This is a genomic window from Pseudomonas subflava, from assembly GCF_023823685.1.
Classification (GTDB): Bacteria; Pseudomonadota; Gammaproteobacteria; order Pseudomonadales; family Pseudomonadaceae; genus Aquipseudomonas; species Aquipseudomonas subflava.
This window is the reverse complement of sequence record NZ_JAMXBF010000001.1, coordinates 50,213-61,465: the sequence shown is the minus strand read 5'-3', so window position 1 is coordinate 61,465 and position 11,253 is coordinate 50,213. Positions and strand designations below refer to the sequence as shown.

The following is an 11,253-nucleotide window of genomic DNA, read 5'->3' as shown; positions in this document are numbered from 1 at the left end:
ACGGCCAATGGGCCCGGCTGTGCCCGCAAAACGGCCAGAACGACTTCGCCACAACAATAACAAGAGGTAGTGAAATCCATGACTCGCATACAACCGCCATGGCGGCTGGCTCAGATCGCCACCGCCATTACCGTTGCCACGCTCACCAGCACCGCCGCGTCGGCCGTTACCTTTCAGATAGGCGAGGTCGAAGGTCAGCTCGACTCCAACCTCGCCATCGGCGCCAGCTGGGCATTGCGCAACCCCGACCCGGATCTCCTGCACGACCCCGCCTCGGATGACGGCAGGCGCAACTTCAAGAAGGGCGAAACCTTCTCCAAGGTGTTCAAGGGCGTCCACGATCTGGAGCTCAAATATGGCGAGACCGGCGTGTTCCTGAGGGGCAAATACTGGTACGACTTCGAGCTAAAGGACGAAAGCCGGCTCTTCAGCGACATCGACGAGCACAACCGCAAGGAAGCGGCACGCTCATCAGGTGCGCAACTACTGGATGCCTTCGTCTACCACAACTACCTGATCGGCGATCTGCCCGGCACGACGCGTGTGGGCAAGCAGGTGGTGAGCTGGGGCGAAAGCACTTTCATCCAGGGCGGCATCAACACCATCAACCCGGTCGATGCATCGGCCTTCCGCAGGCCCGGCGCCGAGATCAAGGAAGGACTGATCCCGGTGAACATGCTGTATCTCTCGCAGAACCTGACCGAGGAGGTATCCGTCGAGGGCTTCTATCAGCTGGAGTGGGATCAGACCGTCATCGACAACTGCGGCACCTTCTTCTCGCCGACCGACGCGCTGGCCGATGGGTGTTCGGGCCTCTACGCCCCGTCGGGCGCCGCGATTCCCAGGATAGGTGACCGTGATGCACGTGATGGAGGTCAGTGGGGGACCGCCCTGCGCTGGTTCGCGCCCGAACTGGACAGCGAATTCGCCGCCTACTTCATCAACTATCACAGTCGCATGTCCTACTTCAGTACCGTCGGTGCGACCACGATCAGTGACCTGGGCAGCACCAAGTACTTCGTCGAATACCCCGAAGACATCCGGCTCTACGGCCTGAGCGCCACCACCATGCTGCCGACCGGCACGACACTGGCCGGTGAGATCAGCTACCGGCCGAACATGCCGGTTCAGCTCAGTCCCGTGGATCTGGTAATCGCCTCGGCGGGTGTTCTGCCGCTGTCACCCGTGCTGTCCGGCGGCAGCGTGCAATTCGGTGTGGGGGAAGACATCACTGGCTATCGGCGTAAGGAAGTGACACAGGCGCAGATGACAGCCACCCACTTCTTCGATCAGGTGATGGGGGCGGATCGCCTGACGCTGGTTGGCGAAGTTGGCGTGGTGCATATCGGCGGGCTGGAGGGCCAAGGCGACCTGAGATATGGCCGCGCCACTGCGTTCGGCCAAGGAGAACTATATCCGGACAACAGCCAGTGCAGGGGGCTGACCAACGCCTCGACACCGAACAACTGCACGGACGACGGGTTCGCCACCAGCACCTCATGGGGATACCGCGTCCGCGCCATCTGGGAGTACAGCAACCTGATTCCCGGAGTGGACCTGCGCCCCAACCTCGCCTGGTCCCACGATGTCGACGGCTATGGCACCGAGCCCGGATTCAACGAAGGCGCCAAGGCCATCAGCCTGGGCATCGATGCCAGCGTCCTCAGCACCTACAGCGCCAACCTCTCCTACACCGACTTCTTCGGCGGCGACTACAACACCAACATCGATCGTGACTTCGTCGCCCTGAGCTTCGGCGTTGCCTTCTGAATGAGTGATTTCACAATGAAAATAAAATCCCTGCTCCTTGCGACAACCTCCCTTTCCCTCGCCATTCACTGCGCGGCCCAGGCCGCCGTGCCTGTCAGTGAGGCAGCCAAACTTGGCGATACGCTGACGCCGATTGGCGCCGAGAAAGCCGGCAACGCCGATGGCAGCATCCCCGCCTGGACCGGCGGCCTCGACAAGGCAGCGGCCAGCGTCGACTCCGCGAGCGGGAGGCCGGCCAATCCGTTCGCCAACGAGCAACCACTGTTCACCATTACTGCCAAGAACCAGGAGCAATACGGCGACAAACTCAGCGACGGACAACGCGCCATGCTCAAGCGCTATCCCCAGAGCTATCACATGCGGGTCTTTCCCACGCATCGCAGCGTGACGGTGCCCGAGCACGTACAGAAAGCCGCGGCGCGCAACGCGGTCAGTACCACGCTGGTATCTGGCGGCGACGGTCTGAAGGACTTCGAGACAGCCATACCCTTCCCGATTCCCCAAAGCGCAGTCGAAGTAATGTGGAATCACCTCACGCGCTACCGCGGGGGCAGCGCCCGAAGAAGCTATGTGCAAGCCACGCCAACGGCGAGCGGTACCTATACAGCGGTGCACTTCAAACAGCAGTTCGCGTATCGGGACCGGTTGAACGACTTCAATCCGGAGGACCCGGGCAACGTGCTCTTCTACTACCGAGAGCTGATCACCGCCCCCGCACGACTGGCCGGAGACGTGGTACTGGTCCACGAGACCCTCGATCAGGTCAAGGAGCCGCGCAAGGCCTGGATCTACAACTCGGGCCAGCGCCGCGTGCGCCGCGCCCCGCAGATTTCCTATGACGGCCCCTTCCCGGCCTCGGAAGGCCAACGCACCTCGGACAACCTCGACATGTTCAACGGAGCGCTGGATCGCTATGACTGGAAGCTGCTGGGCAAGCAGGAGCTCTACATTCCCTACAACAACTACCAGCTCGAATCAGCCGAGCTGAAGTATTCCGACATTGTGAAACCGGGCCATATCAACGCCGACCTTCCCCGCTACGAGCTCCATCGGGTCTGGAAGGTTGAAGGAACGCTCAAGGCTGACGCACGACACATCTATGCCAAGCGGGTCGCATATATCGACGAGGACAGCTGGCAGATCGTCCTGCTCGACCATTACGACGCACGCGGCGCCCTGTGGCGAGTTGCCGAAGGCTTCATGACGCCCCTTTATGACAAGCAGATTCCCATGCTGGGCGTGGAGGCGCTGTACGACCTAATCAACGGCCGGTACATCGTTTCGGGGATGCGCAACGAGGAAAAGGACCCTCTCGAATTCGGTTTCAAAGTCTCATCCGCCGAATACACCCCGACCGCTTTGCGCAACGCCGGTGTCCGCTGAGAGGGACGCCGCCATCAGTTGCTTCTACTCGGGACCCACGCTCCTACTCCCGTGGTCACCGAGAACTTTTGCCGCTCCTCCGGGAGCGGCCTTTTTTTGACCCAGTAGCCTGTGAAAGCTTGCGACTCAGCCCGCTCGCCAATCGAATTGCGCTACGCTATCAAACGAGGCCATGGCCATGCCGAGCATCCGTAGCCATCTGCTCAAGATGCTTCTCAAGCATTCGATTCGTAAAACCTCCCACCTTCCTTTTGCGCAATGCCGCACACTCATGGATCGCCAGGTCAGGCTGTTCAAGAACGCCAGCGGTGTATCGCAGAGTGCTGTGGAAGTCGGTGAACGCAATGCGCAATGGCTGATCCCTGAACGAGCTGTTGCGGATGCCGCAGTGCTGTATTTGCACGGCGGTGCATATGTCTCGGGCTCCATAAGGTCGCACAGGGCTCTGGCCAGCCACATCGCCAAGGCGAGTCGGGTTCGCGTGCTTCTTCTCGACTATCGACTGGCACCCGAGCATCCGTTCCCTGCGGCACTGGACGATGCTGTCGCCGCTTTCGCGTGGCTGCAGAGCGAGCTGGGGCTGCAACCCGACCGTATCGTCATCGCCGGAGACTCGGCCGGCGGTGGGCTATCGCTGGCGACAGCGCTGCGTATCCGAGATAGCGGTCAGCCTCTTCCCCGAGCCATCGTGGCACTGAGCCCCTGGACCGACCTGACATGCAGTGGTGAGTCGTTCGGAAGACTAAGCCACAAGGATCCCTTCTTCCCGACAGCCGATCGCCTGCAACAGGCAGCACTGACCTATGCACCCCAGACTCCGCCGAACCATCCGGAGGTCTCGCCCCGGTTTGCAGACCCTCGCGGGCTTCCGGACATCTACATTCAAGTCGGATCGGACGAAGTACTACTGAGCGACTCGGTAGATCTCGCCACTCAGGCGAGCGATGCCAGGGTCAGCGTCAGGCTCGACGTGTGGCCGGGCATGTGGCACGTCTGGCAGGCGTTCTGCGACTGGATGCCGGAGTCCCGAGACGCCATAAGCCGGATTGGCGCGTACATAAACGCTGCTCTTAGGCGCGATGCGTCGTAGACAGTAGAGGCATGAGCTGGCGCGCGCCGATCGCATCAAAGGATCGTGTGCGCCAGCTCGCCAACGCCCTCGATGGACAACCGCAAGGTGTCGCCCCTCTCCAGCAAGCGGCCATTCTCGATTCCGCACCCGCCAGGAAGCGTGCCGGTGCCGATCAGCTCCCCAGGATAGAGCGGTTCGGAACTGGACAGGAACGCCAGTAGCTCTCCCAGCGAATAGCGCATGTCTGCGGTGGAGGTTTCCGAGACCAGCTGGCCGTTCAGGTGCACAGTCGCGGTAAGCGAGCCTATGCGTGGAAGCACCTCATCCGCGGTTGTCAGGGTCTGCGAAATGGAGGACAGGAAGTGTTTGCACTTCTGTGGTCCAAAGCCGGACCGCATCTCCGATCGCTGAATATCCCGCGCGGAAAAGTCATTCAGGACAACGAAACCACCAATGGCAGCCAAGGCCTCATCGGGCGTGGCGTTGAACAGCGGCTTTGCCAGTACGATGCCAAGCTCGAGCTCGTAGTCGAATGCCTGAGTGAGGCTCGGGTACTTCACGGGCGTGTCACCGGGAACGATCGTCAGGTGGTTGCTGAAGTAGTAGATCGGCTGCCGCTTCCAGAGCACCGGGGGGCGGAAGGCCGGAAAAGTTGATCGGCTCAGCTGCTCATAGAGCTGAGTGATCCTGAAGGCGGCAGGCATGAAGCGCCTTGCGAATCCACGTGACGCCTGGATCCAGTGCTGCTCGAACAACATGCAGTCACGGAACGAGCGCGGCTGAAAAGGCAGCACGGCCCCTCCTTCACCTGGGGCCGCTGGTGCGAGCTCTTGCAGCCACTCCGGAATCACTGCGCCGGGAGCTCCCACCACAATTTCAAGCCGCGACCCTCGAGGGGCGTCGGCGTCGCAGATGCGTCGAACCTTCATGGACAAGCCTCATTGGTGTTCGTTTTAGTATCCAACTGGCCGCGAGCAAATCGAGGTTGACCACGCATAGAGACGCTCGAGGTCAGGTTCGTCGCTAGCTGGCCTGGAGCGGACCGCCTGTTCTATAAATAATCCGTCCCCTTTAGCTCATGCCCTCAACTGGATTCATCATTCCTATTTCTGGCATTCATTCGAAGAAAACCAGCCCGCGCAGCCTCCGCGCCGGCGAACTCCGCGATAACCAAGACTGCCAATTCCCAATCGGCTACCGGGGCTTCTGAGCTGAGTAGATAAAGTGTCCCGGGTATCGCGACGGCGAGCGCTCCAGCGAGACAGGCTAATACCTCTCTCTTCTTTGAAATCGACTTAGCACGCATCTTGCCCTCCACCAGAATGCCCAGAAGCTGTGATCCGCAATCTTCAAATGACATTAAATTCAATATTGAATAAATTCTCAATACCTATCGAGTCCAATCGGACAGCACCAACCCCATATCTCTATCTACCGCCAACTTAAACGCCTGCGTGTATCGCCGACTTCGCGTGGCACCTTGAGCCACAGGTCTGCCCTGAAAACAGGGTGTAAACCGTACCGGAAGGAAGATTCTGGTTTTGACTACGCACTGGCACCGCTGCGCAGACGGCCAGCGTCCTTCGCCGGCGTGGCGCCGAACAGGCGCAGATAGTTGCGACTGAACTGCGACGGGCTTTCATAGCCCACCCGGTAGCCGGCTTCTGCTGCGTCAAGCGCTTCGGCGACCATGAGCCGGCGCGCTTCCTGTAACCGCAACTGACTGCGAAATTCCAGCGGGGTCATTGAGGTGACTGCCTTGAAGTGGGCATGAAACGTGGAGCGGCTCATTCCGGCGAGTTCGGCGATGTGATCGATTCGGCAAGGTTCGCGATAGTGGCTCCGCAGCCAGGCAATGGCCTTTGCGATCTGCCTCAGGCGACTGTCGGCGCGGGCCATCTGCCTGACGATGCCGTTACCTGGGCCGGTCAGTAACCGGTAGAGAATCTCTCGAATGATCAGCGGTGTAAGCGCTTCAATATCGCTGGGTTTATCCAGCAGTCTGACCAACCGCATCGCCGCATCCAGCAACTCGGGCGTAGTGTCGTTGAGCTCGATGGCTGCCCCCGCCTTGCCGTTCATCCCGGTCGCAGCGGGATACTGCAGGTCAAGGCCGCTCAAATCGGTCATGTCGAGGTCAAGCATCAGCGATAAATAAGGCGACGCCTCGCTCGCCTCGATGACCGCCCCCATGACCGGAATGTCCACGGACGCGACCAGATACTTCGCCGCGTCATAGACGTAAGAGGTGGTGCCGATCGCCACGTGCTTCCGGCCCTGAACAATAAGGCAGAGGGTCGGCTCGTAGACCACAGGCATCGGCATCGTCGGTGTATTGGAACGAGTCAATCGCAGGCCTGAGATCGGCGTTCCATGTATCCCGTCAGTCGTAGCGTGGCGGCCTATGAGATCCACCAGCGTCTCCAGAGCGCCCATATCGTATTCCTTTCAAGGTTGTAAGCGGCAATCGGTCGATACGAGCCGCCCGGACGATCGTGCAATCACTCGGGACCATCCTGTTACACGCGTGCGTACTTCCAAATGCAGACTCGCCCCTACAAATTGAGCATTGCACTATGAGGGCCGCGACATGGCAATTTACCCACCTCCTGACGACTATAACCGCCTCGGACGATCCAGCAAGCGTTCGCTGCTTTGCCCTTTCGGGGCCATGCGTGTTGAAACTGGGCAGCCGGTGACCAGGGCGACTGCCGTTCCCGTGCGCAGCGACTGCTACATAGGCCAGGCTCCCCTCCACAACCGACCCAGCAGGCGTGGAGGCGGGCCGAAACGTTATCTCGCCGGCCTGTTGGTCGTGGGTGCCATAGCGCTCACGGGCACTGCCGTGGGGGCAGGTGCGTCCGTATGCTCGCCCCGCGAGGAACAAGTCACAGAGCTGCACCGAGAGTGGATCATGGTCGGGTGGGAAAAGCTTCCCGGAGAGGGGGCCTTCGATTTTCGCGCCAAGCTCGGCAAGTTCTACGACTTCACGTCGCCGGATGTCGTGCTCTATGACGATTTCGATCCTCAATATCGTGTTGCGCGTAGCGCCGCCGAGTACGGTACGTTCTGGACCGCTCCGTTCTCCGCAATGAAGTCCGCACGACACCGCATCCTGGACGAACCAGACACTGTGATCCGAGAAGATCTAGCTACTTCCACCCTTGAATTCGCCGCACGCCTCGAAGCCGCAGACGGGGCGATTACCGGCATCAGGACTCGCTCTTCCCTCGTTTGGCAGTGCACGGCGCAGGGCTGGAGAATCCTGCGCGAACACAACTCCACACGCCAGATAGAGCGTGACGAAATCGATTCGCTGATACCGGGCTAACCGAGATCCACCTAAGCCAAGAGGAACTTGCCGCATGTCCATTTCGAGTCTTCGTAATACCCGTTCGGCTGTCGTCACCAGCGCCATGTTCCTTGTCGTGCTGCTGTTCCTGAGCCCGGTCAATGCGGCTTCAGGGAGCGACGTCGAGGCCCGCAACAAGCAAATAGTCACCGAGGCGTTTGATCGCTGGGCCGCAGGTGGCACGACCTTTTTCAGCGACGTGCTGTCGCCGGATGTCGTCTGGACAATTAAAGGCTCTGGCCCCAGCGCAGGCACCTTCCACGGCCGCGACGCATTCGTCGAAAAGGCCGTGCGGCCCTTCGTGTCTCGGTTATCCACCCCAATTAAGCCCATCAGCAAACAGGTATGGGCAGATGGCGATCACGTGATCATTCAGTGGGATGGCGAAGGCGTTGCAAGCGATGGGCAAGCCTACAAGAACAGCTATGCCTGGATCTTCCACATGCGCGATGGCAAGGCTGTCGGGGTCATCGCTTACCTTGATCTAACCCCTTACGACGATGTCTTGCAGCGCATTCCCGCCCCTGCGGCCGGTTGATAATCCGGGCGGGCCAGCCTTGGCATTTCTATTACGCACCAGCACCCGCCAGGAACTGACCAAACAATGGAGATCGACCCATGACCTATCGATCAGCACTCGCAGGCGGGCTGTTGCTCAGCACGATGTATGCAGTTATTCCGCACCTGGCACTCAGCGCAAACGCGGCGTCCCATGCCTCCAGCCCCGATACAACGGGGAATAACATGGACCCGCACCCTTACATCGGCATGTGGGTGACCGACGACGGCCATGTGCGCCACGAGCTCCTATCCAATAACCGTTATGACGAGGCCCGCGGCACCCGGCAGAGCGCATACCAGGGCCGCTATGAAATCACCGGAACCCATATCGAATACTGGGACGACACCGGCTTTACCGCTGACGGCGATTTCGTAGACCCGAACACCTTGCACCATGGCGGCATGATCTTCCGTCGCCGGTGAGCCTGGCCCGGCAATACAAGCGACAAAGGTGTGAGGCGGCTCTTGCCGTATCTGCATCGCCTTCATTCGACGAGCGGTGCGCACCGCCCGCCGAGCACCGAACAAAGATGACACCGTGCCAGTGGACATAACGGAGGTTGCCGATGCTCATCCGATGGATAGCAAACTAGATAACAACTGCCATCTTGGCGCCCTCTCTTCTCCTAAGCTCGGTGCGTCGACTTAGTTCGTCCGCCTGTCTGCCTAAATACCAGCCCAGGGCTCCCCAGACCAGTGCACAGAGTGCGCCGGCCAGGGCAACCGGCACTGCGCCATGGCCGAGCATGTCCAGTCCGCTCTTCAGCCAACCACTGAGCGCATCGCCCCCGCGATAGACGACGGTATCGATGAAGTTCTTGGCCTTGTATTTGCTCTCCGCATCCAGCGGCGCAAAAAGCATCTCCCGACCCGGCCTGACGAAAGCGTATTCACCGATGCGACGGACAATCATCAGCGCGGCAAGCAATGCAAAGCTTGGCGCAAGCGCAAGACAGACGAAGCCGATGCAGACCAGTATCGGCACGATTGCCAACAGCATGCGCACGCCCATATTTTTGGCGATACGTCCTGTGATGAACAGCTGTGACAACAGGGCGCCGGCCTGAACGATGACATCAATGATGCCAAAGACTTTTATCTGAGACTCGCGATCAGGAAACCGCTCTGCAACTAGCCTCGCCTGCTCGAAGTAAAGGAAGGTGGTCACCGCAGCCAGCAGCACGACGAAGCCAGCGATAGCGAGCAGATAGGGAGACAGGATCACCCGCGTAAGGCCGCTGAACGGATTGCCGGCTACCGGTCGGTGGGAGCTCTCAGGCTTGACTGCGCCTGGCCTACCCGCCCCATTGATTTCCCGCCAGCGCATGAGTGGGGTTTTGAGTGTCAGGGCGACGCCCAGCAACACGGCAGCCAGCAGAACCAACCCGGCGGGGCCCACCGCGCCGACCAACATCGAGCTCAACGCCGGGCCGACCAAGCCACCGACGCTAGCCCCGGCAGCAATAAACGCGAACAGCCGCTTGGCCTGCTGACCATCGAACACATCGGCCATCAGGCTCCAGGCAACGGAGACCACGAAGAGGTTGTAGACCGAAATCCAGACGTAGAACACGCGTGCTAACCAGACGCTATCGCTGTCGAACTGAAACAGGCCGGCGAATATGAGCAGGTTGCAACAAAAGAAGCCGTAGACCCAATCAACGAAGTGCAGACGCGGCACCCGAGAGCTGAGCCAGGCGAACAGCGGAACGGCAACGAGCATGACGATGAAGGTCGCGGTGAACAGCCACTGGAGATTCTCTACCCCAGCCGTTATACCCATCGACTCGCGAATCGGCCTCAACATGAAGTATCCACAGAAAAGGCAGAAGAACAGAAAGAACCCCTCGACGGCGGGCTTGATCTCATGATGCTCGGCATTAATGGTGGCGCCGAGGCGCCGCACCAGGTTTTCTGAAGGCATAATCGGCGCTCCGATGAGTTCAGCGGAAACTGACGTTGGTCAGTTGCTCGGTGGTCGACCACAAGCGCGCAGCCGCTTCGGCGTCCTTCGCTGCAGCAGGAACCGTGGCCAGCCCAAGCGGCCCGCGCTTTTCATCCTTGCCTACAGGCCCGTAGTAGGCGCCCGCCTGTGCCTCTTGAGCGGTGGCAGCGTATAGCGTCGGCAATGCACCTTGGGCAGCGGAGTGGTATCGCTCACGATCCTTGGCCCAGTTACGGCCGAACTCGCTGTCCAAGCCTGGTCCTCGAGCGATCAACTCGGTGACGGCCACTCCAGGATGTGCGGCGATGCTCTGAATACCCCAGCCGTGCGCGGTGCTGCGACGATGCAGTTCGAAGGCGAACATAAGCCCGGCCAACTTGGACTGGGCATAGGCAGCGTACGGGTCGTAGGCCTGCTCCGACTGCAGATCGTCGAAGTTGATGCGGCCTCGTGCTGCAGCGATGCTGGCCAACGTGACGACGCGCGGTGAGTCGCTTTTGCGCAGCAACGGAAGCACGTGTGCGGTCAGAGCAAAATGCCCGAGATAATTGGTGGCCAATTGCAGCTCGAAACCTCGAGCCGAAGTGCCTCGCTGCGGCGGTGCCATGATCGCCGCGTTATTGATAAGTCCATCCAGGCGCGGTAGGCGCGAGTTGAGGCGCTTACCCAAATCTTGAACCGACCCCAAGTCGGCTAGATCCACAGCCTCGAATTCCACTCGAGCACCGGCGACCTCCTGCTTGATCCGAGCAATCGCCTCCTTGCCACGCTGCGAATTACGCGCAGCGATTACCACCTGGGCGCCAGCCGCAGCCAATGCCTTGGCGTCTTCGAAACCCATCCCACTGGTGCCTCCGGTAACCAGGAAAACACGCCCGCTCTGCGAAGGCATATCGACGAGGCCCCAATCCGGTTTGGGCTGGCCTTGGGCAACCGCGCCGCCCATTTCCAGTACACAGCTCACCGCCAAGCCTATCGTTGCAAGACCTCTGCGCCATGCCGGTTTGACGGTTCCGACAGCGCTCATCTGAAGGGTATTGCTCATGCCTCGATCCTCTGTTCTGACACACCGCTTCGGTGCAGTGCGTTCACAGAAGGCATTGTTCTCTGGAGGACTAGTCAGGATAAGCCGTGTAAACATGGATGCCGCGTACGGCTGATCGTACAATC

At 60.1% G+C, this 11,253-nt stretch carries 10 protein-coding genes; 6 read left to right on the top strand and 4 right to left on the bottom strand.

The features are described from left to right. Positions 1-78 precede the first annotated feature (78 nt). From NF616_RS00230 to NF616_RS00220, 3 genes are all read left to right on the top strand, one after another. The gene (locus NF616_RS00230) at positions 79-1,770 is read left to right on the top strand and encodes a DUF1302 domain-containing protein (protein WP_252270809.1); all 1,692 of its coding nucleotides are present in this window, start codon (positions 79-81) and stop codon (positions 1,768-1,770) included. 15 nt (positions 1,771-1,785) lie between these two features. Continuing rightward, complete coding sequence (locus tag NF616_RS00225) at positions 1,786-3,153, top strand: DUF1329 domain-containing protein (protein WP_252270802.1); 1,368 nt, start codon at positions 1,786-1,788, stop codon at positions 3,151-3,153. Between the two features lie 178 nt (positions 3,154-3,331). Beyond that, complete coding sequence (locus NF616_RS00220; protein ID WP_252270800.1) at positions 3,332-4,243, top strand: alpha/beta hydrolase; 912 nt, start codon at positions 3,332-3,334, stop codon at positions 4,241-4,243. A gap of 35 nt (positions 4,244-4,278) precedes the next feature. On the opposite strand, the gene NF616_RS00215 is transcribed toward NF616_RS00220, so the two are convergent. Both NF616_RS00215 and NF616_RS00210 read right to left on the bottom strand, forming a co-directional pair. Continuing rightward, the gene (locus NF616_RS00215) at positions 4,279-5,154 is read right to left on the bottom strand and encodes a fumarylacetoacetate hydrolase family protein (RefSeq protein WP_252270799.1); all 876 of its coding nucleotides are present in this window, start codon (positions 5,152-5,154) and stop codon (positions 4,279-4,281) included. Between the two features lie 616 nt (positions 5,155-5,770). Further along, on the bottom strand, positions 5,771-6,661 hold the full coding sequence (locus NF616_RS00210) for an AraC family transcriptional regulator (RefSeq protein ID WP_252270796.1): 891 nt from the start codon (positions 6,659-6,661) through the stop codon (positions 5,771-5,773). A 478-nt stretch (positions 6,662-7,139) separates the two neighbouring features. Between NF616_RS00210 and NF616_RS00205 the strand changes: the two genes are divergently transcribed. The 3 genes from NF616_RS00205 (at position 7,140) to NF616_RS00195 (ending at position 8,561) form a co-directional block, all read left to right on the top strand. Beyond that, on the top strand, positions 7,140-7,556 hold the full coding sequence (locus tag NF616_RS00205; RefSeq protein WP_252270790.1) for a nuclear transport factor 2 family protein: 417 nt from the start codon (positions 7,140-7,142) through the stop codon (positions 7,554-7,556). A 34-nt stretch (positions 7,557-7,590) separates the two neighbouring features. Continuing rightward, a complete protein-coding gene (locus NF616_RS00200; RefSeq protein WP_252270782.1) occupies positions 7,591-8,115 on the top strand; it encodes a nuclear transport factor 2 family protein in 525 nt (174 codons plus the stop codon). A gap of 206 nt (positions 8,116-8,321) precedes the next feature. Then, on the top strand, positions 8,322-8,561 hold the full coding sequence (locus NF616_RS00195; RefSeq protein WP_252271586.1) for an Atu4866 domain-containing protein: 240 nt from the start codon (positions 8,322-8,324) through the stop codon (positions 8,559-8,561). Between the two features lie 166 nt (positions 8,562-8,727). Here NF616_RS00195 and NF616_RS00190 read toward each other — a convergent pair whose 3' ends face one another. Next, the gene (locus tag NF616_RS00190; RefSeq protein WP_252270779.1) at positions 8,728-10,062 is read right to left on the bottom strand and encodes an NTP/NDP exchange transporter; all 1,335 of its coding nucleotides are present in this window, start codon (positions 10,060-10,062) and stop codon (positions 8,728-8,730) included. A gap of 19 nt (positions 10,063-10,081) precedes the next feature. Then, complete coding sequence (locus NF616_RS00185; RefSeq protein WP_252271585.1) at positions 10,082-11,029, bottom strand: SDR family oxidoreductase; 948 nt, start codon at positions 11,027-11,029, stop codon at positions 10,082-10,084. Between the last annotated feature and the right edge of the window lie 224 nt (positions 11,030-11,253).

Bases quoted from the DNA above. Each gene is read 5' to 3' on its own strand.
- NF616_RS00195 (WP_252271586.1), top strand. From the start codon at position 8,322: ATGGACCCGCACCCTTACATCGGCATGTGGGTGACCGACGACGGCCAT.
- NF616_RS00190 (WP_252270779.1), bottom strand. From the start codon at position 10,062: ATGCCTTCAGAAAACCTGGTGCGGCGCCTCGGCGCCACCATTAATGCC.
- NF616_RS00200 (WP_252270782.1), top strand. From the start codon at position 7,591: ATGTCCATTTCGAGTCTTCGTAATACCCGTTCGGCTGTCGTCACCAGC.
- NF616_RS00205 (WP_252270790.1), top strand. From the start codon at position 7,140: ATGGTCGGGTGGGAAAAGCTTCCCGGAGAGGGGGCCTTCGATTTTCGC.
- NF616_RS00210 (WP_252270796.1), bottom strand. From the start codon at position 6,661: ATGGGCGCTCTGGAGACGCTGGTGGATCTCATAGGCCGCCACGCTACG.
- NF616_RS00220 (WP_252270800.1), top strand. From the start codon at position 3,332: ATGCCGAGCATCCGTAGCCATCTGCTCAAGATGCTTCTCAAGCATTCG.
- NF616_RS00230 (WP_252270809.1), top strand. From the start codon at position 79: ATGACTCGCATACAACCGCCATGGCGGCTGGCTCAGATCGCCACCGCC.
- NF616_RS00215 (WP_252270799.1), bottom strand. From the start codon at position 5,154: ATGAAGGTTCGACGCATCTGCGACGCCGACGCCCCTCGAGGGTCGCGG.
- NF616_RS00185 (WP_252271585.1), bottom strand. From the start codon at position 11,029: ATGGGCGGCGCGGTTGCCCAAGGCCAGCCCAAACCGGATTGGGGCCTC.
- NF616_RS00225 (WP_252270802.1), top strand. From the start codon at position 1,786: ATGAAAATAAAATCCCTGCTCCTTGCGACAACCTCCCTTTCCCTCGCC.